This is a genomic window from Roseibium sp. ROS1, assembly GCF_054658215.1.
In genome coordinates this window covers 1-20,760 of sequence record NZ_BAAGIG010000003.1, presented here as the reverse complement: position 1 = coordinate 20,760, position 20,760 = coordinate 1, and the positions used below count along the sequence as shown (strand labels likewise).

The 20,760-nt window shown below is 59.8% G+C and carries 15 protein-coding genes and 1 tRNA gene; 8 read left to right on the top strand and 8 right to left on the bottom strand.

Annotation, left to right across the window (positions count from 1 at the left end):
- Positions 1 to 41 precede the first annotated feature (41 nt).
- The 4 genes from ACYQ6M_RS16290 (at position 42) to ACYQ6M_RS16275 (ending at position 5,524) form a co-directional block, all read left to right on the top strand.
- The gene (locus ACYQ6M_RS16290; RefSeq protein ID WP_022999163.1) at positions 42 to 1,652 is read left to right on the top strand and encodes an ABC transporter substrate-binding protein; all 1,611 of its coding nucleotides are present in this window, start codon (positions 42 to 44) and stop codon (positions 1,650 to 1,652) included.
- 185 nt (positions 1,653 to 1,837) lie between these two features.
- Positions 1,838 to 2,794 carry an ABC transporter permease gene (locus tag ACYQ6M_RS16285; protein WP_031268720.1) on the top strand — a complete coding sequence of 319 codons (957 nt, stop codon included), beginning with the start codon at positions 1,838 to 1,840 and terminating at the stop codon, positions 2,792 to 2,794.
- A gap of 10 nt (positions 2,795 to 2,804) precedes the next feature.
- Positions 2,805 to 3,869 (top strand): ABC transporter permease, encoded by a 1,065-nt coding sequence (locus tag ACYQ6M_RS16280; protein WP_022999161.1) that lies wholly within the window; start codon positions 2,805 to 2,807, stop codon positions 3,867 to 3,869.
- A gap of 2 nt (positions 3,870 to 3,871) precedes the next feature.
- Entirely contained in the window at positions 3,872 to 5,524 is a 1,653-nt protein-coding gene (locus ACYQ6M_RS16275) for an ABC transporter ATP-binding protein (RefSeq protein ID WP_022999160.1), read from the top strand.
- 95 nt (positions 5,525 to 5,619) lie between these two features.
- On the opposite strand, the gene ACYQ6M_RS16270 is transcribed toward ACYQ6M_RS16275, so the two are convergent.
- Both ACYQ6M_RS16270 and ACYQ6M_RS16265 read right to left on the bottom strand, forming a co-directional pair.
- Positions 5,620 to 5,742, bottom strand: coding sequence for a hypothetical protein (locus ACYQ6M_RS16270; RefSeq protein ID WP_022999159.1), 123 nt, complete (start codon positions 5,740 to 5,742; stop codon positions 5,620 to 5,622).
- Between the two features lie 142 nt (positions 5,743 to 5,884).
- On the bottom strand, positions 5,885 to 6,145 hold the full coding sequence (locus ACYQ6M_RS16265; RefSeq protein ID WP_139314230.1) for a hypothetical protein: 261 nt from the start codon (positions 6,143 to 6,145) through the stop codon (positions 5,885 to 5,887).
- On the opposite strand from ACYQ6M_RS16265, the gene ACYQ6M_RS16260 reads away from it, so the two are divergent.
- Both ACYQ6M_RS16260 and ACYQ6M_RS16255 read left to right on the top strand, forming a co-directional pair.
- Complete coding sequence (locus ACYQ6M_RS16260) at positions 6,133 to 7,230, top strand: carboxynorspermidine decarboxylase (protein ID WP_460074651.1); 1,098 nt, start codon at positions 6,133 to 6,135, stop codon at positions 7,228 to 7,230. The genes ACYQ6M_RS16265 and ACYQ6M_RS16260 overlap by 13 nt on opposite strands.
- 49 nt (positions 7,231 to 7,279) lie before the next feature.
- Positions 7,280 to 8,518 (top strand): saccharopine dehydrogenase family protein, encoded by a 1,239-nt coding sequence (locus tag ACYQ6M_RS16255; protein ID WP_075283753.1) that lies wholly within the window; start codon positions 7,280 to 7,282, stop codon positions 8,516 to 8,518.
- Positions 8,519 to 8,810: 292 nt separating this feature from the next.
- Here the strand turns inward: ACYQ6M_RS16255 and ACYQ6M_RS16250 are convergent.
- Positions 8,811 to 8,887, bottom strand: a tRNA-Arg gene (locus ACYQ6M_RS16250).
- A 311-nt stretch (positions 8,888 to 9,198) separates the two neighbouring features.
- Between ACYQ6M_RS16250 and ACYQ6M_RS16245 the strand changes: the two genes are divergently transcribed.
- Positions 9,199 to 10,755, top strand: a complete 1,557-nt coding sequence (locus ACYQ6M_RS16245) for a cryptochrome/photolyase family protein (protein ID WP_460074650.1) — start codon at positions 9,199 to 9,201, stop codon at positions 10,753 to 10,755.
- Positions 10,756 to 11,113: 358 nt separating this feature from the next.
- Here ACYQ6M_RS16245 and ACYQ6M_RS16240 read toward each other — a convergent pair whose 3' ends face one another.
- Positions 11,114 to 11,530 (bottom strand): septal ring lytic transglycosylase RlpA family protein, encoded by a 417-nt coding sequence (locus tag ACYQ6M_RS16240; protein ID WP_460074649.1) that lies wholly within the window; start codon positions 11,528 to 11,530, stop codon positions 11,114 to 11,116.
- A 342-nt stretch (positions 11,531 to 11,872) separates the two neighbouring features.
- On the opposite strand from ACYQ6M_RS16240, the gene ACYQ6M_RS16235 reads away from it, so the two are divergent.
- Positions 11,873 to 13,966, top strand: coding sequence for an EAL domain-containing protein (locus ACYQ6M_RS16235; RefSeq protein WP_460074648.1), 2,094 nt, complete (start codon positions 11,873 to 11,875; stop codon positions 13,964 to 13,966).
- Positions 13,967 to 14,032: 66 nt separating this feature from the next.
- Here ACYQ6M_RS16235 and gyrB read toward each other — a convergent pair whose 3' ends face one another.
- The 4 genes from gyrB to dnaA form a co-directional block, all read right to left on the bottom strand.
- On the bottom strand, positions 14,033 to 16,486 hold the full coding sequence (gyrB, locus tag ACYQ6M_RS16230; protein WP_460074647.1) for a DNA topoisomerase (ATP-hydrolyzing) subunit B: 2,454 nt from the start codon (positions 16,484 to 16,486) through the stop codon (positions 14,033 to 14,035).
- Positions 16,487 to 16,618: 132 nt separating this feature from the next.
- Positions 16,619 to 17,767 (bottom strand): DNA replication/repair protein RecF, encoded by a 1,149-nt coding sequence (gene recF / locus ACYQ6M_RS16225; RefSeq protein WP_460074646.1) that lies wholly within the window; start codon positions 17,765 to 17,767, stop codon positions 16,619 to 16,621.
- Positions 17,768 to 17,805: 38 nt separating this feature from the next.
- Positions 17,806 to 18,924 carry a DNA polymerase III subunit beta gene (gene dnaN, locus ACYQ6M_RS16220; protein WP_077291059.1) on the bottom strand — a complete coding sequence of 373 codons (1,119 nt, stop codon included), beginning with the start codon at positions 18,922 to 18,924 and terminating at the stop codon, positions 17,806 to 17,808.
- A 260-nt stretch (positions 18,925 to 19,184) separates the two neighbouring features.
- On the bottom strand, positions 19,185 to 20,660 hold the full coding sequence (gene dnaA, locus ACYQ6M_RS16215; RefSeq protein WP_077291058.1) for a chromosomal replication initiator protein DnaA: 1,476 nt from the start codon (positions 20,658 to 20,660) through the stop codon (positions 19,185 to 19,187).
- Positions 20,661 to 20,760 lie beyond the last annotated feature (100 nt).

The following is a 20,760-nucleotide window of genomic DNA, read 5'->3' as shown; positions in this document are numbered from 1 at the left end:
TTGGCAAGTGACTGTTTAAGAAGAACCGGAAGGGGAGACAGATGACGAAGTCCAAAGATGCCGAGATGCTCGAAAGGCTTGAAGCAGCGGCCCGCACGGGAGGGATCAGTAAACGTGATTTCCTTCGCTACTCCGTGCTGGCCGGACTGACAGCAAGCACCGCAACAGGCCTGTGGTCGACCGAGGCGAAAGCCCAGCCCAAGCAGGGTGGGACGTTCCGCTGGGGGATCCACGACGGCAACACCTCAGATTCTCACGATCCGGGCACCTATCTGACCCGCGTGATGATTTTCCTCGCCCACACGCACCGCAGCTACCTGACGATGATCATGGGCGACGGGTCGCTTGGGCCGGATCTGGCCGACAGCTGGGAAGCCAGCGAGGATGCGTCCGAATGGACCTTCAAGATCACTGAAAACGCCGAGTTCCACAGCGGCAGGAAACTGACGGCTGACGACGTCATCGCATCGCTGAACCACCACCGCGGCGACAAGACAACCTCCGCAGCCAAGGCGCTGCTGACGGATGTCACCGACATCACCAAGGATGGCGACTACACCGTTGTCGTGAAGCTGTCCGGCGGCAACGCCGACTTCCCATGGCTGATGACCGACTATCACATGGCGATCTGCCCGGCCAACGACGACGGCACGATCGACTGGCAGTCCGGCGACGGCACTGGTCCCTACAAGATCGACAACGGCGAGTTCGGCGTCCAGTTCAGCCTCAGCCGGCATGACGGCTGGCACCGTGAGGGCGCCTATTTCGACAAGGTCGAGCTGATCACCCTGAACGATCCGAACGCTCGCCAGACGGCACTTGTGACCGGCGATGTGGATGCGGTCTCGCTGATCGAGCTGAAGACCATGGGTCTGCTGCAGCGCAATCCGAACATCAAGATCCACAACATCCCGTCCGCGGGCGCGATCACGCTGCCGATGTTCTGCGACACGGCACCGTTCGACAATCCGGACGTGCGCAACGCGCTTAAGCTGGCCATGAACCGGGATGACATCATCGAGAAGATCACCTTCGGTGCAGCCACCAAGGGCAATGACTTCCACCATTCGCCGGCCCAGCCTTACTGGCCGGACGACATCCCGCAGCGTGATTACGATCCGGACCAGGCCAAGTCCCTGCTCAAGAAAGCGGGCGCGGAAGGTCTCACGGTCAGCCTCAGCACCGCGGACAGCGTCTATGCGGGTGCAGTCGATATGGCGGTGCTTTATGCCGAACACGCCAAGGCGGCGGGTATCAACATCAATGTCGTGCGTGAACCGAACGACGGTTACTATTCCGACGTCTGGCTGAAGAAGCCGTTCTGTCTCGTGTCCTGGGGCGCGCGTCCGACACCTGATGTCATGTACACGCTGGCCTACAAGAACGACGCGGCCTGGAACGAGTCTCACTGGAAAAACCCGCGCTTCAACGAGCTTCTGCTTCAGGCCAAGGCCGAGTTGGACGACACCCGGCGCGCGGAAATGTACCGCGAGATGGCGATGCTGGCCCGGGACGATGGCGGCACCATCATCCCGTTCTTCAACAACTTCGTTTACGCCAACAGCGCGAAGGTAGGCACGCCCGAGAAACTGGCTGCCAGCTGGGAAAATGACGGCGCGCGCGCCGCCAGCCGCTGGTGGTTCGAGTCCTGATTGAGGGGTTAGGCGGCGGCTAAGGCCGCCGCCTGCAATTTGGCCCTGCCCCGGACGCGGGACGGGCCGACCTGGACGGACAGGGCTCCTGCCAACGCAAAGCAAAAAGAGCTGACAGGAACCTGCCCGATATGTGTCCGGCGGCGCTATGTGCCGTGCCGGGCTTTCCTATTCTGGAGGGACAAATGGGGGACATCCTACAGCTGGTCCTTAAGAGACTTGGCTTAGGTGCGATCACGCTACTAGTGGTCTCTATCCTGATCTTTTTTGCAGTTGAACTGCTGCCCGGCGACATTGCCCAGGCCGTTCTTGGACAGGGAGCAACGCCTGAAACCGTCGCCGCCCTGCGAGAGAAGCTCGGCCTCGACCAGCCCGCGATCCTGCGATATTTCCAATGGCTCGGCGGTGCACTCACCGGTGACTTCGGCGTCTCGCTCGTCTCTGGCGAGCGGGTCAGTGCCGCCATCAGCGACCGGTTCGTCAACACGCTTTTCCTGGCGACCTATGCGGCTGTCATCGCGGTGCCGGTTTCCATTGTTCTCGGCGTGATTGTCGCTCTCCTGCGCAATACCCTGTTCGACAGGGTCGCCAACGTGGTCACGCTGACATCGATTTCCTCTCCGGAATTCTTTCTCGGCTACATCCTCATTCTCTACCTGGCGGTCAAGACCAACTACTTCCCCGCCATTGCCAGCCTCAGCGCAGACATGAGCTTCGGGGATCTGTTGCATCGAACCTTCCTGCCGGCGCTGACCCTGGTGCTGGTGGTGACGGCCCACATGATGCGCATGACACGCGCGGCGATCATCAACCTACTGGCCTCGCCCTACATCGAGATGGCGCGGCTGAAAGGCGTTCCGCCCTGGAAGGTGATCGTCAAACATGCTCTGCCCAACGCCTGGGCGCCGATCATCAACGTCGTCGCACTGAATCTCGCCTACCTCATTACCGGCGTGGTTCTGGTCGAAGTGGTCTTCGTCTATCCGGGCGTGGGCCAGCTTCTGGTGGACGCGGTTGCCAAACGCGATTTCCCGATCGTGCAGGCCTGCTGTCTGATCTTCGCGGCAACCTTCATCCTGCTGAACCTGGCAGCCGATGTGGGCGCGATCCTGACCAATCCGCGTTTGCGGCATCCGAAGTAAGGGCAGCGACATGAGCACATTCGTTATTGGCTACTATGCGCTGCTGATCGGGGCTTCCTGCCTGGCGGCCTATTTCAACAAGCGCAAGATCTTCATTCTTGTCTTTTCCCTGACGATGATCTCCTTCATCGCGGGGATCATCGGCGGCGCTCCGGCGCTCCGGTTCATCACCACGGCTGCCGGTCTTCTGGCACTGGCCGCCGGAACATCCTTCGCGTTCCGGGAGTTCCTGATCATCATCACGCCCGCCGGTGTTTCCAAGGAGTTGCGGACCGCACCTCTCACGGCCGCCTTCGGCATGTTCGTGATCTTCACCTACGCCATCGCCGGGGTCTTTGCCCCCGTGATTGCACCTTTCGGTGAAGCGCAGGTCATTTCGTCGGCCTTTGCACCGCCGGATGAAACCATGCTTCTGGGGGCCGACCAGCTCGGCCGCGACATGTTTAGCCGCATCATCTACGGCGCGCGCAACTCTGTCGGTCTCGCACTGCTGGCAACCATGCTGGCCTTCTTCATGGGAGCATTTGCAGGCCTGCTTGCCGCCACCAAGGGCGGTTGGTTCGATCAGCTCATCGGCCGTGTCGCAGACGTCATCATGTCGGTACCGTCACTGATCTTCGCCCTGCTGATGCTCAGTATCTTCGGCACCAACCTTGTGGTGATCGTGATCGTCGTTGCCGTCATCTATTCGCCACGCGTCTTCCGCCTTACCCGGGCGGTTGCCGGCAACGTGGTGGTGATGGACTACATCGAAGCGGCCAAGCTGCGCGGCGAGGGCACCTGGTACCTGATCCGCCGGGAAATCCTGCCAAACTCGACAGCACCACTGATCGCCGAATTCGGTCTCGAATTCTGCTTCGTGTTCCTGCTCATCGCAGGCCTGTCGTTCCTTGGTCTCGGCATTCAGCCGCCGACCGCCGACTGGGGCTCCATGGTGCGTGAGAACGCGACACTGATTTCCTTTGGCGAAATGACGCCGCTGATCCCGGCGGCCGCCATTGCGCTTCTGACTGTGGCGGTGAATTTCGTCGTCGACTGGATGCTGTTCCGGTCTTCCGGCCTGAAGGAGGTTTGAGAATGGTGCCGAAAAAAGACGTACTGCTTCGGGTCACCGATCTCCGGATCGAGGGATACTCGGACGAAAAATGGGTCGAGATCGTTCATGGCGTCAATCTTACCCTGCACAAGGGGGAAGTGTTGGGGCTGATCGGAGAATCGGGTGCCGGCAAATCGACCATCGGCCTCGCCTCCATGGGCTTTGCCCGCGACGGCTGCCGGATTTCCGGCGGCTCGATCGAGTTCGACGGCATGGAACTGACGACGACGCCGGAGAGCGATCTCCGGGCGTTGCGCGGATCGCGCATCGCCTATGTCGCCCAGTCGGCTGCTGCCTCGTTCAATCCGGCACACCGGATTATCGACCAGCACACGGAAGCGCCGATCCAGTACCGCATTCAAAAGCGGGTCGAGGCGCAGGAAGACGCCATGGAGCTTTACGAGCGGCTGCGCCTTCCCAACCCGAACGAAATCGGCTTCCGCTATCCCCACCAGGTCTCTGGCGGCCAGCTGCAGCGCGCGATGACCGCCATGGCCATGGCGTGCCGTCCGGATCTCATCATCTTCGATGAGCCGACCACCGCACTGGACGTGACCACGCAGATCGAGGTTCTGGCGGCAATCCGGGACATTGTCGACCAGTTCAACACCGCGGCGATCTACATCACGCACGATCTGGCGGTGGTGGCGCAGATGGCCGACACCATCAAGGTGCTGCTCAAGGGCGAGGAAGTCGAAGAGGCGCCGACCGAGCAGATGCTCGGGTCTCCCAAGGAAGACTACACCAAGAGCCTTTGGGCCGTCCGCAGCTTCCAGCGGCCGCAGAAGCAGCGGCCGACCGAGGCAGGTGCCATTCCGATCGTTTCCGTGCAGGGAATTGATGCGGCCTACGGCAAGACCAAGGTGCTGGACGATGTCTCCTTCGACATCTATCCGGGCATGACGGTTGCGGTTGTCGGCGAATCCGGTTCCGGCAAGTCGACGACAGCGCGCTGTATCACCGGTCTTTTGCCGCCCACCAAGGGGCAAATCCTGTTCAAGGGCGAGCCGTTGCCGCCGCGCTATCAGGACCGCAGCAAGGATCAGCTTCGCCAGGCGCAGATGATCTACCAGATGGCCGATACCGCACTGAACCCGAAGATCAGGATCAGCGAGATCATCGGCCGGCCTGCCCAGTTCTATGGCGGGCTGCACGGCGCGAAACTGAAAAACCGCGTCGACGAGCTTTTGGACCTGATCGAGCTGGACCCGTCAAAATTCTACAATCGTTATCCGCCGGAACTTTCCGGCGGCCAGAAACAGCGTGTGGGCATTGCCAGGGCCCTGGCGGCCGATCCGGCCTTCATCATCTGCGACGAGGTGACGAGCGCGCTCGACCAGCTCGTGGCGGAAGGTATCCTGAAGCTGCTCGATCGGCTGCAGCAGGAGTTCAACCTGGCCTACATGTTCATTACCCATGACCTGGCGACGGTGCGCTCCATCGCGGACGAGGTTGTGGTGATGCAACGCGGCAAGGTGGTGGAGCAGGGGCCGAAGGACGAGATGTTCACGCCGCCGCATCATCCCTACACGGATCTGCTTCTGTCTTCGGTTCCCGAAATGGATCCGAACTGGCTGACGACGCTTCTGGAAGAGCGCGGCACCGATGCCATTGGCGAAGCCGCCGACGTCTGATTGCAGGCGGTTTGCCTGCCCTGAAATGCAATCACCCCCGGAGGTCGCTCCGGGGGTGATTGAAACTCTGCCGACTTTTCGTCACGCGTGCGGGATCAGCCGACCATCAGGTAGCCGGAAAGAGCCATCGCACCCACGATAACGGCGTAAACGCCAACAAGCGCCGGCCAGGAGCCGCTCTGTGCCTTGTATTCGCGAATGAGATCGTCCCGGGTCATGCCGACCTCCAGAATTTGCCCAACTCTTGAGCGGGCTGGTGAATATTTGATCTGCCGGACAAATACGGGAGGAAAGTTAAGATTTCAATGAGTGAAAGCACGAATCTCCCTCCTATTTTTGCATAACTGTTCTGCGTTCCATTCACGTAAAGCATAGCAACTCGGTGAAACCGGGAGATTGCGGTTCAGCCGGCTGACCGGCTGTAGCAAGAAAGACGCCTCGGGCCCTTGCAAGGTCCTGCATGGAGACGGTATCCGTCACGCCGACAGCGAAGCTGGAACGCCTTGTGGCGAACCGGCCGGTCCGGACAACCGGCAACCGGAAATCGCTCCCAATCACCTGTCCGCGCGGCCCGAACCGGTCGCAGGCAACGATGGCGACGGAACCAGATGATCGAGACACCCTACTATCTGATCGACAAGGCGAAGCTGCTCCGCAACATGGAGAAGATCGCCTACGTTCGAGAGCGGTCTGGCGCAAAGGCCCTGCTGGCGCTCAAGTGCTTTGCGACCTGGTGTGTTTTCGACTTCATGCGCGAGTATATGGACGGCACCACTTCGTCGTCGCTGAACGAAGTCCGGCTGGGGCATGAGCGCTTCGGCAAGGAAACCCACGCCTATTCCGTGGCCTATGCCGATTACGAGATCGATGAAGTGATCTCCCATGCCGACAAGATCATCTTCAATTCCATCAGTCAGCTGGAACGGTTCGCGGACAAATCCGCAGGCATCGTGCGCGGGCTTCGCCTCAACCCGATGGTCAGCTCCTCCAGTTTCGACCTTGCCGACCCGGCCCGGCCTTTCTCCCGCCTCGGAGAATGGGACGTCGCCAAGATTGAAAAGGTCATGGACCGGATCAGCGGTTTCATGATCCATAACAACTGCGAAAATGCCGATTTTGCGCTGTTCGACCGCATGCTTGGCGATATCGAGGAAAAGTTCGGCGGGCTTTTGAGCCGAGCGCAATGGGTCAGCCTGGGGGGCGGTATCCATTTCACGGGAGACGACTACCCACTCGACCTCTTCGCCGACCGCCTCAAGACCTTCGCCGAAAAATACGGCGTTCAGGTCTACCTGGAACCGGGCGAAGCCTCGATCACCCGGTCGACCTCACTGGAGACAACGGTGCTGGACACGCTCTTCAACGGCAAGAACCTGGCCATCGTCGATGCGTCCATCGAAGCTCATATGCTCGATCTGCTGATTTACCGCGAGACCGCGAAGGTGACCCCCAACGAAGGGCCGCACAGCTACATGATCTGTGGCAAGTCCTGCCTTGCCGGCGACATATTCGGCGAGTTCAACTTCCCTGCCGAACTCAAGACCGGTGACCGGGTTTCCATTCAGGATGCGGCGGGTTACACGATGGTCAAGAAAAACTGGTTTAATGGCGTGAAAATGCCCGCGATTGCGGTCAAGGAAGTGGACGGAACAGTCCACGTTGCTCGTGAGTTTTCATACCAGGACTACGAGCAAAGTCTGTCTTGAGACTTGAACCCCGAACACCCCCAAGGTCCAAGGAAGGTATCTTTATCAAATGAAAAAGACTGTTCTCATCATCGGCGCCGGAGGTGTCGCTCAGGTGGTGGCGCATAAGTGCGCTCAGAACAATGATGTTCTCGGCGATATACATATCGCCTCGCGCACCAAATCCAAATGCGACGACATCATCGCAACCGTGCATGCCAAGAAGGCGCTGAAGCAGCCGGGTGTTCTGGAAGGACACGAACTCAACGCTCTGGACATTGCCGCCACCAGCGCGCTGATCCGCAAAACCGGTGCGCAGATCGTCATCAATGTCGGCACCGCCTTCCTGAACATGTCCGTCCTCAGCGCCTGTCTGGAGACGGGAGCGGCCTATATCGACACGGCCATTCATGAAGAGCCGGGCAAGATCTGCGAGACCCCGCCCTGGTATGGCAACTACGAATGGAAACGGGCCGAGGAATGCGCCGCCAAGGGCGTCACCGCCATTCTGGGCGCCGGTTTCGACCCGGGCGTCGTCAACGCCTATGCCCGCCTTGCCAAGGATGACTATCTCGACAAGGTGACCGAGGTCGATATCGTCGACATCAACGCCGGCAGCCACCAGCGCTATTTCGCCACCAACTTTGATCCGGAGATCAACTTTCGGGAGTTCACCGGCACGGTCTATTCCTGGCAGCAGGGCAAGTGGCAGGAAAACAAGATGTTCGAGATCGGCAAGGAATATGACCTGCCGGTGGTCGGCAAGCGCATGGCCTATCTGTGCGGCCATGACGAAGTGCATTCCCTGGCAAAGAACATGGACGGTGCGGACGTCCGGTTCTGGATGGGCTTCGGCGAGCACTACATCAACGTCTTCACCGTTCTGAAGAACATCGGCCTCCTGTCCGAGCAACCGGTCAAGACGGCGGAAGGACTGGAAGTCGTACCGCTGAAGGTGGTCAAGGCGTGTCTGCCGGATCCGTCTTCGCTGGCGCCTGAATACACCGGCAAGACCTGCATCGGTGATTTCGTGAAGGGCACGAAGGACGGCAAGGAGCACGAGGTGTTCATCTACAATGTTGCCGACCACAAGGAAGCCTATGAGGAAGTCGGCAGCCAGGGCATTTCCTACACCGCCGGCGTTCCGCCGGTCGCGGCCGCCATGCTGATCGCCACCGGCGAATGGGACGTGAAGAAGATGGCCAACGTGGAAGAACTGCCGCCGCATCCCTTCCTCGGCATCCTCAACCGCATCGGTCTGCCGACCCGCATCAAGGACGCCAACGGCGACCGCGCCCTGGAGTTCTAGGTCCAGGCCCTTTCCAGCTGATCAACCTGCGCAGCCCCGGTTACCCACCGGGGCTGTTTGCGTTTCAGTCGACAGCAAACGGGCTGCATAGTGCCCTCAGGCCTCGCCCACGAACAGAAAGCCGTCTTTCGAACAAATATCCTGCAGCCAGCCAGCCCAAGCCTGTCGTCTGAGCGCCCGATTTGGTCGCTTTGAAAATCTGGTCGGGAAGGGTGTTCACAGAAAGGCAAAAACACCCATCGCAGCGAGCCAATGCCCAATGGCAGATTACGATACTGAAAGTCAGGAAAATTGGCGCACCCGACAGGATTCGAACCTGTGACCTCTGCCTTCGGAGGGCAGCGCTCTATCCAGCTGAGCTACGGGTGCTCTTCGCGCGCGCAAGGGCTGCGCGGCGGATAGAGGGGTCTGATACAAGATCCGGCGATCCGGGGCAATCGCTTTCTGAAATTTTGGACAAGATATCGGCGCGGTTATCGGGGCTGGATGAACGCAGCGTCATCTGCGCAGCTGCCGGTGGTTTTTTGGGTGCTCGAGCCTGGCTGGTTAGGGAGAAACTGGCCGGACAGAGTAGGGCGGGTCGCGTTTGACGCGGGAGCGCGAGGAAAAAATGGCCGCAGAGGTGATAGGGCGGCGGGGTTTGTGCGTAGGAAGGCCAGGACCGGATAAAACAGAGCCCCATGACCGAGACCAACCACTGCCGTTCGCTTGTACTTGTGTTGGGAGACCAGCTGAGCCTTGACCTGTCCAGCCTGAAGCGGGCCGATCCGGCCCACGACAGGGTGCTGATGGTCGAGGTGATGGCGGAGGCCACTTATGTGCGCCATCACAAGAAGAAGATTGCCTTCCTGTTTTCCGCCATGCGCCACTTCGCCGAAGAGCTGAAGGAAGCCGGCTGGACGGTGGATTACGTCAAGCTGGATGACCCTGCCAACAGCGGCAGCTTCAAGGGCGAGGTGAAGCGGGCCTGCGAACGCCTGCGGCCACAGCGGATGGTGGTTACCGAACCCGGCGAGTGGCGGGTCTTGGAGGACATGCGCTCCTGGTCCGACGCTTTCAGCCTGCCGGTGGAGATCCTTACCGACACGCGGTTCTTCTCAACGGTGGCGGATTTCCGGGCGTGGGCGGACGGACGCAAGCAATTGCGCATGGAATATTTCTACCGCGAGATGCGCCGTTCCACCGGCCTGCTGATGGAGGGTGACAAGCCTGCGGGGGGCAAATGGAACTATGATGCGGACAATCGCAAGCCCGCGCAGCCGGACCTGTTCATGCCAGAGCCGAAACGCTTTAAGCCGGACGCAATCACGCAAGAGGTGCTGGACCTGGTCGCCAGTCGATTTTCCGGGCACATAGGCGACCTTGAGCCATTCTGGTTCGCCGTGACCCGCAAGGACGCGGAAGAGGCCTGTGAGCACTTCCTGGCCGACATGCTGGCCGATTTCGGAACCTATCAGGATGCCATGCTGAGCGGCCGGAAGTTTCTGTTCCACTCGGTCCTGTCGGCCTATCTGAATGCCGGCCTGCTGGATGCCAAGGTGTTGTGCCGGAAGGTGGAAGAGGCATGGAAAGCGGACAAGGTTCCGCTCAATGCCGCCGAAGGGTTCATCCGGCAGATCCTTGGCTGGCGGGAATATGTGCGCGGCATCTACTGGCTGAAGATGCCGGACTATGTCGACAGCAACACACTTGGCGCCGACCGTCCGTTGCCCGATTTCTACTGGACCGGACAGACACGCATGCGCTGCCTGTCGGAAGCGATCGGCCAGACGTTGGAAGAAGCCTATGCCCACCACATTCAAAGACTGATGGTGACAGGCAATTTCGCCCTGCTGGCGGGCGTCAGGCCGAAGGAAGTGCATGAATGGTATCTGATGGTCTATGCCGACGCCTATGAATGGGTGGAAGCGCCCAACACCATCGGCATGAGCCAGTTCGCCGACGGCGGGCTTCTCGGCTCCAAACCCTATGTATCGAGCGGCAACTATATCGACCGGATGTCGGACTATTGCGGCGCATGCTCTTATGACGTGAAGCAGAAGACGGGGCCAAAGGCCTGTCCGTTCAATGCGCTTTACTGGGACTTTCTGGACCGCAACAAGGAGGTGCTCAAGGGCAATCCGCGGCTCGGTCAGCCTTACGCGTCCTGGGACAGGATGGGGCCGGAAAAACAGCAGCTACTCAAGGAAAGTGCTGCGGACTTCCTGAAACGTCTGTTTGAGGGGGAGGAGGTCTGAAACTGGCTCGTCCACGTAAGCAAAAAGCAGAGGTTATCGAGGGCAGTTTGGAGCCGGTTACGACAGGATGAGAATGTTACAAAAAAAACGCGCAGCCGTTAGACTGCGCGAATAAAGTTACTGTGCACGTGGCCCCATCGACCACGGCGGCAACTCTAGCGGCATCTTTCTCGATTGTCATTACCGTAAAATATTTTATTTTTTGATTCACTGTAATGCGACTGATCGTTATTCATACTGAGTCATATATGAAATAATGTGTCGTACAAATTAATTCATTAAATTCAGCGCTTTAAATTTGTCATACAATTTGGAAGCGCCGTTGCGGCAAGGAAATGTTGTCTTTCCTGCCGCAAATTTATTGGCAAATTTGCATATATTCGGAAGAAATTTTCCCGGCTTTGCTGGAAAGTTTTACGCGCGTGATGCCTCTGCGGACAAAACCGAGCTCTTTTGCTGCCGCCCAGGTCACATCTATAACACGGCCCTTGGCAAAGGGGCCCCGGTCGTTGATACGCACCGTGACGGTCTTTCCATTGGCAAGATTGGTCACATCCACCAGCGTACCGAAGGGCAGGCTCCTGTGGGCTGCGGTCAGTTGATTGGGGTTTGCGCGTTCACCACTGGCAGTGGTGCCGCCGAGCTTGTACCAGGACGCTTTCCCGCATTGTTGATAGACGCCCGCTTGAGCACCGCTGACGACACCTGCTGCTGCAAGCAAGGCACCCGCCAAGGCAACGCGCGATAAGTGCCGCGCGAGAACAATTCTCTTCATGATAGTCCCCCTGGGGCAAGTGAGCTCGCCCCGATCGATCTTGAACACAGTTACGTGATGACGCTGGTAACATTCCGCAGCGGCGCCTTTACGTCGTGAGGGTGATCAAAATGTGGCAGTTTTTCAGGTCAAATGAGGCGTTAGTATAAAATAAACATAAAATTTGAAATACATTTGTATTGTATCAATTAATTTTTGATTTACTATAAAAATTCTAAGAGTTGTGGGTAGTTTTTCTGTTTCGGTTTTGCCAACTGAACTGTGTTAGTAATTTTTACATAGGAGCGGCGCATGTGTGTATTGATTAGCGCCATTTTAACGGCAATTTGAAAGGGCGGTCTGGTGCAAGTCAGCCATCGGTTCTTAAGCGACCGGCTGGAACAATCCGGTCGTGCGGAAAATAATACTCTTACAGGCTTCCACACGTCCCTGCTGGAGGTTCTTCCCCATGCTGCGGCCTACGTCGCGCAGGATGGCAGCGTCCTTGTCCACAACAAGCAAATGAAGGCGCTTTGCGCCGCAAAAGGTGTCTTTCCGGTGCCGGTCAGCCTGCCGTCGCTTTTGTCGGAAACCAGTTGGCGGCGGTGCGAGGCGGTTCTGTCGGCGGCTTTCAGCGGTGTTCCGGCGCAGGCGAGCGGGGCCATCCTGCTGCAGTCAGGCGAAACCTTCTGCCACCACATGATTTGCACATCCTTCGTCTCCCTCTCGGGCGAGCGCCAGGCCGTCCTGGTCCAGTTCGATCTGGAAGAACACGGCCAGGACGAGATCGTTACCCTGTCAGAGCCGGCGCGAAATGAAATCCGCTCCGCAAAGTCCGCAAGGGATCTCGATCTTCTGGAGCATTTTCCGGACGACGTTCTTGTGTTCGACGGTTCCGAAAGCCTCGATGAAATGGCGGGAAAGCTGCTGAAGCTGATCAACAGCGACTATGAAGTGGGCCTCTTGGCCGAAGCCCTGGAAAATCTGGAAGGCGAACTGCCGCAGACCTTCTATATTCCGGAAAATCGAAGCTTCCAGGCAGCAGGTTACGTGGCCGATCGCCAGATGTGCGAAGTGCGGCTCGTTCCCATTCCCGGTTCGGTGAAGAGTAAGCCGGGCATCGGTGCCTCCATGGCGGTTATCCGCCGCAATGTCGACTGCCCTCAGGAAACCGCCGAAAACAGGCGCCTGGCGTATCTCGATCCGCTGACGGGCCTGGAGAACCGCCGTGCCTTTACGAAGGCCTTGAAACGTGAGCTGACCCGGCTTGCCGCAGAAGATGAAATCGGCCTTGCCGTTCTTTATATCGATCTCGACGAGTTCAAGAAGGTCAATGATCTCGGTGGCCACGATGCGGGTGACGACATGCTCCTGCGTGTCGCGGCTTGTCTGCGCCTGACCTTGGGTGAATTCGGTACAGCCGCCAGGATCGGCGGTGATGAATTTGCCGGCATGGTGCCGGTGGTCAACGAGGAAGCCGCTCTCGATATCGCCGAGGAAATTCTGGCCGGTTTTGACCGTATCCGCCTGGAGGTGGGGGACCGGGTGTTCACCATTGGCGGGTCCATCGGTGTGGCGTTCCTCGACAGCAATGTGAAGCTGCGTGAAGGCGATGCAGCAGCTCTTCTGGGGCTGGCCGACCGGGCATGTTTGCGCGGCAAGCGATTTGGCGGCCGTTCCGTGCAGGTTCATTCGGTGCAGCCGCAGGATTGCGAAGGGGCGGGTGGTGAGCTGGCGGATCTACCCGAGCCGGGAAGTTTCCGCGGCAACGAGCTGACGCTCTATGCGATGCCCATCGTCTGCCTGAAACGGAACAGGGCCTGCGGTTCCGAAATCCTTCTGCGCCTGCAGGGGGACCGCGCCCGGGGCCTCTCGTCACGTGCCTGGATCTCGGCTGCCGAACGCTCCGGTTTCATTGCACAGGTGGATGCCTGGACGCTGGACAAGGTGCTGGACGCGGCAGAACGCAATCCCGACCGTACCATCCTGACGATGAACGTCTCGGCTGAATCCGCCCGCGATCCGATCTTCCGTGACGGGCTCTATCATCGTTTGTCGGTCAATCCGCTGCTGGCATCCAAGCTGTGTCTTGAAATCGCGGAAAAGGATTTTCTGCGAGAGCCGGCGAGTGTTCAGGCGTTTTTCAAGTTCGTGAACGAACTGGGGTGCCAGACCGCCATTGACGACTTTGCCGGACACTGGCCTGTCCTGTCGCGGTTGACCAACCTGCGTGTCGAATGGCTGAAGCTTGAATCGAGCCTCACTCAGCAGGTGGTGGAAGAGCCCGCCAAGGCGGCCATCCTGAACGGGCTGGTACGCGCCGCCCACGAGCTCGGCATCAAGGTGATCGCCAAACATGTGGAAACGGCGGAAGAGGCCAGTCTGCTGAGGGAGCTCGATATCGAGGCGGCACAGGGCTACTTCTTCGGTCGGCCCGAACCCTGGCCTGGCGGTTGAGCGAAACCTGAAATCGTAAAAAAAAGCGGCGCTATGCGCCGCTTTTTTTGTTTGTTTGCCAGGGCTTTAGATGTCGAGGTTGGCCACGGCCAGGGCGTTTTCCTGGATGAATTCGCGCCGCGGATCGACCTCGTCTCCCATCAGTTTGGTGAAGATGTCGTCGGCGTCGTCCGCCTCGCGCACCTTCACCTGCAGCAGGGAGCGGACATTCGGGTCGAGCGTCGTTTCCCAGAGCTGTTCCGGGTTCATCTCGCCGAGACCCTTGTAGCGCTGCAGCGAGATACCCTTCTGGCCGGCGGCGTAGATCTGGTTCAGCAAGGCGCGAGGCCCCCGAATTTCCGTCGAGATATCCTTGCGCCGCAAGACGGCGGCCTTGCCGTAGATCTCGTTCAGATGGGCTGCGTGTGCTGCAAGACGGCGTGCGTCCGTGGAGCCAAGCAGGGCAGCGTCAATCGTTGCGGCTTCCTGCACGCCGCGAACCATCCGTTTGAACACAAGGCTGCCGTCGTCCCGCGCTTCGCCGGTCCAGCCCCGCTCGAATTCGTCGGCCAGGATGTCCATCCGGCGGGCGATATAGGTGGCAGCTTCCTCAGCCTTGCCCTGATCGTCCAGGATTTCCGGTGTCAGCGCACCCGCAATCGCAGCCTGTTCGACAACATCGCGGTTGTAGCGTGAATGCAACCCGTCGAAGATGTCGGAAATGATCCGTGCGGTTTCGGCGACGGCACGAAGGTCCTGGCCGGTGCGAACCTCGCCGTTGGCAAGCGTCAGCGAAGCTTCGTCCAGACCCTGTCCGATCAGATAGTCTTCCAGCGCCTTCTGGTCTTTCAGGTACTGTTCGGACTGGCCGCGTTTGACCTTGTAGAGCGGTGGCTGCGCAATATAGATGTAGCCGTTTTCGATCAGTTCCGGCATCTGGCGGAAGAAGAACGTCAGCAGCAGGGTGCGAATGTGCGCGCCGTCCACGTCAGCATCGGTCATGATGATGATCTTGTGATAGCGCAGCTTCTCGACGTTGAATTCTTCCTTGCCGATCCCGGTTCCAAGCGCCGTGATCAGCGTGCCGATTTCGTTCGAGGACAGCATCTTGTCGAAGCGTGCCCGCTCCACGTTGAGGATCTTGCCGCGCAGAGGCAGCACGGCCTGGTTTTCGCGGTGACGGCCCTGTTTGGCCGAGCCACCTGCGGAATCACCCTCCACTAGGAAGAGTTCGGCCTTGGAGGCGTCGCGCTCCTGGCAATCGGCAAGCTTGCCGGGCAGGGAGGCGATGTCGAGGGCGCCCTTGCGGCGCGTCAGCTCGCGTGCCTTGCGGGCGGCTTCACGCGCGGAGGCCGCTTCCACCACCTTGGAGACGATCGTCTTGGCCGGCGCGGGGTTTTCCTCAAGCCATTCGCTCAGGATCTGCGAGATCAGGTTTTCGACCACCGGACGCACTTCGGAGGAAACCAGCTTGTCCTTGGTCTGGGACGAGAATTTCGGATCCGGCACCTTGACGGAAAGAACGCAGGTCAGGCCTTCACGGCAGTCATCGCCGGAAAGGTTCACCTTTTCCTTTTTCATCAGTCCGGTTGCTTCCGCATAGCCGGTGACCTGCCTGGTCAGCGCAGCCCGGAAACCGGCAAGGTGAGTACCACCATCGCGCTGCGGAATGTTGTTGGTGAAGCACAGCACATGCTCATGATAGCTGTCGTTCCACCACATGGCGGCTTCGACCGTGATGCCGTCACGCTCGGCCCGCATGTTGATCGGCTCTTCGATCAACGGATGTTTGGCACGGTCCAGATAGCGCACGAACGCTTCCAGGCCACCTTCGTAGAACAGCTCCTCGACCTTGTCCTCAACGCCGCGCTTGTCCGTCAGGATGATGCGGACGCCGGAGTTCAGGAAGGCCAGCTCGCGCAGCCGGTGTTCAAGCGTGCTGAAATCGAACTCGGTCTTGGTGAAGGTTTCCGGTGACGGCAGGAAGGTCACCTCGGTCCCTTTTCTGCCGTTGGCCGGCCCAACCACCTTGAGCGGTGCCTGGGCATCGCCATGGGCGAAGGTCATGGAGTGTTCTTCGCCGTTGCGCCAGATGCGCAGTTCCAGCTTTGTCGACAGTGCATTGACCACGGATACGCCCACGCCGTGCAAACCGCCGGAGACCTTGTAGGAGTTCTGGTCGAACTTACCACCCGCGTGCAGCTGGGTCATGATGACCTCGGCAGCCGACACGCCTTCTTCCGGGTGCAGGTCCGTCGGAATTCCGCGGCCGTTATCGGATACCGTAACCGATCCGTCCGGGTTGAGCGTCACGGTCACGTGGTCGGCATGGCCGGCCAGCGCTTCGTCGATGGCGTTGTCGACCACCTCGTAAACCATGTGGTGCAGACCGGAGCCGTCATCGGTGTCGCCGATATACATGCCGGGCCGCTTGCGCACGGCATCGAGGCCCTTGAGGACCTTGATGCTGTCGGCACCATATTCGGCACCGCCATTGGTTTCGGGGGTCGGGCTGCTCTCAGGCGTGGACGTGTCGCTCATGCGAATCAATCACCAATCGATTTATCTTTTCCACCCCCGTTATACGGGGTTCCGGCGGGGGTTCAACCACGTGCCGGCCATAGCCAAGCCAGCGAAGGGATTCTGGTGGAAAACCATAAGATTCCGGCGGATTTAAGGGGCCTCGCCTCGCTTCAGCAGGCGGCCCTGGTGCTCCCGGATCTCAAACACTTCGGCTTCCGCCGGCAAAGCCTCGAAAAGGGCCTCGTCCGTGCCGGTCATGAAGACCTGTCCACCAAGGGAATCCAGCTTCGAAAACAGGGCCGAACGACGGTCGGGATCGAGATGCGCAGCGACTTCATCAAGCAGCAGGACAGGCGTCATTCCCGACACCTTTGCCGTCAGTTCTGCATGCGCAAGGATGAGGCCTATCAGCAGCGCTTTCTGTTCCCCGGTCGAGGATTGCGAAGCCGGCATCGCCTTGGCTGCGTGATGAACGGTGAGATCGCTCAGGTGCGGTCCGTTGAGCGTGCGCCCGGCGGCCCGGTCGCGGTTTCGGCCGTCCTGCAGCATCTGGCGGTAGCGATCCTCCCGGTCGTAGGCGCTCAAACCGGCGGTTTCCGCCTCGAAGGCACCGTCAAGTGAAACCGAAGCATGGGGAAACGGCAGGTTCTGGGCTGCCTGGCCGGCGATCATCCGGCTGAGCAGATCAACGGTCTCCGCCCTGGCGATTGAGACGGCGGTGCCGAGCTCGGCGACCTGCTGTTCCAGCGCGCTGAGAAAGGCATCGGAGCCACCCTGATCGAGAAGGCGATTGCGCTGACGAAGGGCGTTTTCGAAGTCGCTGACCCGGCGGCCGTGGGTCGGGTCGATCGCCAGCGTCAGCCGGTCAAGAAAACGGCGACGGTCTGAGCCGGGCCCGGTGAACAGCCCGTCCATTGAAGGCACGAGCCAGAGCACCCGCATGTAGTCCAGAAGACTTTCCGAGCCGCGAACTTCCTCGCCGTCGATACGCACCTTGCGCCCGGCAGTGCCGGCCACCAAACCTGTACCGATTTTGGTCTCGAACCCATCCAACAGCACTGTTGCGGCAACACTCCAGCTGCCATCGCCGTCCTTGCGCGCAATGTCGGCAAGGGCCGCCCGGCGCAGGCCGCGGCCGGCAGTCAGAAAGGATATGGCTTCCAGAATATTGGTCTTGCCGGCGCCATTGGGGCCGACGAAGGCGACCATCCTGGCCGCCATCGGCAATGTCAGCGAGCTGTAGTTGCGGAAGCCGGTCAGCGACAGACGGGTCAGCCGCGCCGTCCGGTAATCTGTCATGACCCCACTTCCGCTACTGATTGGGCGTGCCGGCTAGATCAGACCCGCATCGGCATGAGAACGAACAGGCAGTCGTCGACCGTGTTGTCCTGAATGAGGGTCGGCGAGCCGCTGTCCGCCAGACGGAACAGGGCCGTGTCGCTCGACAGCTGGTTGGCAATGTCGAGCAGGTAGCGGGAGTTGAAGCCGATTTCCAACGGATCGGCATCATATTCGACGGCAAGTTCTTCCGTCGCGCTGCCCGAATCCGGGTTGTTCACGGTCAGCACCAGGCGACCTTCGGTCAGCGACAGCTTGACGGCACGGCCGCGTTCGGAAGAGATCGTCGACACGCGGTCGACAGCTTCCTTGAACTCGTCCCGGTCGACGCGCATTTCCTTGTCGTTGTTCTGCGGGATCACCCGGCCGTAGTCCGGGAAGGTGCCGTCGATCAGCTTGGACGTCAGGATGACGGAGCCGGTCGTGAGGCGGATCTTTGTATCGGAAAGCTCGATCTGGACATTGGCTTCCGGGTTCTCGAGCAGTTTCTGGATCTCGCCAACGGTCTTGCGCGGCACGATGATACCCGGCATGCCGGCCGAACCGGAAGGTGCCGGTACCTCTGCCTGGGCCAGACGGTGGCCATCTGTGGCAACGGCGCGGAACTGGAGACCGGAGCCCGCGTCTACCGTGTGCAGGTAGATACCGTTCAGATAGTAACGGGTCTCTTCGGTCGAAATCGCGAACTGGGTCGCGTCGATCAGCTTGCGGATATCGGCGCCTGTCAGCGCAAAGCCGTGGCTGAAGTCGCCGGCGGTCAGGTCGGGGAAGTCGGTTTCCGGCAGCATCTGCAGGGTGAACTTCGAGCGGCCGGCGCGGATTTCCAGCGTGGCGTTGTCGCTGGTGGTTTCCAGAACCACCTGCGAGCCTTCTGGCAGCTTGCGGACGATGTCGTAGAACATGTGTGCCGGAACGGTGGTCGCGCCCGGCAATTCAATCATGGCCGGAACGCTTTCGACGATTTCCAGATCGAGGTCCGTTGCCTTCAGGTTGATCGCGCCGCCATCGGCGCGCAGAAGAACGTTCGACAGGATCGGAATGGTATTCCGGCGTTCGACCACGCGGTGAACATGGGTCAAGGACTTGAGGAGGTCGGTCCGCTCGAGGGTCGCTTTCATACTCTCGTTCCGTACTCATGAAGCGCCTGGCTGAACTGCCGGGCTGATTGAATATTCTTGGCTCCGGTGTGGAGCGGGGTGGACGACACTGCCCTTAACCGGCTCCAAAAGCAAGGGGGCGTTCTGCCCGAACGCCCCCAATTTTGGTAGAATATCGTGTATTTTAACCTTGGTTTAGCGCGATCCGGGATCAGGCTGGCGGATGCCCGTTTGAATTCAGGCAGGCATCCGCAAAAGACCCGTTTCCGAAGCTTGCCGCCTCAGGCGTCAAGCATGCGCTTGAGCAGTTCCAGCTCCTGCGCCAGGGCATAGTCGGCACGCGCCATTTCCTCGATCTTGCGGACAGCGTGCAGAACCGTTGTGTGATCCCGGTTGCCGAACCGGCGACCGATTTCCGGCAGTGAGCGCGGGGTCATCACCTTGGCAAGATACATGGCGATCTGGCGCGGGCGAACGATGGTCCGGGTACGCCGGGCCGACAGCAGATCCGCCTTGGTGACATTATAATGCTTGGAGACCACCCGCTGGATGTCCTCGATCTTCACCCGGCGCGGCTCGCTGGAGCGAACCAGGTCGCGCAGGGTCATCTCGGCCATTTCCTGCGTGATCGGCTGGTTGGTCAGCTGGTTGTGCGCGATCAGCCGGTTGAGCGCGCCTTCAAGGTCGCGGCCCGAGGAGGCAACATGACGCGCGACATAATCCAACACACCTTCCGGAACGTCGAACTGCGGGTAGGTCTTGCGGGCCGTATCGACGCGCGTGGCCAGGATGTTCCGGCGCAGTGCGAAATCCGGTTCCTGAATACCGACCACCAGACCGCCGGACAGGCGTGAGCGGACACGGTCGTCGAGAGTATCAAGTTCGGAAGGCGCGCGGTCTGCGGCCACGATCACCTGGCGGGCCCCGTCGATGAGGGCGTTGAGGGTGTGGCAGAACTCCTGCTGCACCTGCTTGCCGTGCAGGAACTGCATGTCGTCGATCAGCAGAAGATCGATCGTGCGCAGGTTCTCCTTGAAGGCCAGTGCGGACTGGGACTTCAGGGCGGCAACGAATTTGTACATGAAGTGCTCGGCCGTCAGGTAGAGCACCTTTCGGCCGGACGCCCGGGCCTTTGCGGCCACGGCCTGCATCAGGTGGGTCTTGCCCAGACCGACGGAGGCATGCAGGTAAAGCGGATTGAATGTGACCGCGCCGCCGGCGGCAACCTGCCGGGCCGCAGCCAGGGCCAGATTGTTGGACTCGCCTTCGACAAAGGTCTCGAATGTGTATTTCGGATCGAGCGCCGCACCTTGCAGGACGTCACGAGCGTTGTCCGAGCTGGTCTCGCCTCGGCCGAGAGCCGCGGTTGCCGCCTGGGCCCGGGTTACCTGTGCCGCGTCGGAAAGTGCGTCGGAACGGGTTTCTGCAGTCGCCGGCTTGCTGCCCTGGGGTGCTGCGAGGCTCGGCTTGGCAATCGGGGTCTGACGTGGGCGGATTGCGCCGCGTACCGTCAGTTCGATGCGGTGAACGTTGTCACATTCACGCTGCCAGAGACCCATCAGCTGGTCGTTGTAGTTGTTCTGAATCCACTGTTTCAAAAACCGGGTCGGAACAGACAGACGAACGGTGCCGTCCTGGTGCTCCTCGAGGTCTACACGTGCAAACCAGCTGGTAAAAACATCATCGCCCAATTCTGCGCGAAGCTGTTTCTTCACCCGTTTCCACTGTTCGGAGCCGCCTGCCTCCTGAACCTGCATGTTATCTGCCTCCTGTAAATGTGAAGAACAGTCCGCCACAGCCGTTCTTCGACGCCTTGCTGCTTTTGCAGCATTATAATGTCCCTTTTGGGACGGTTAT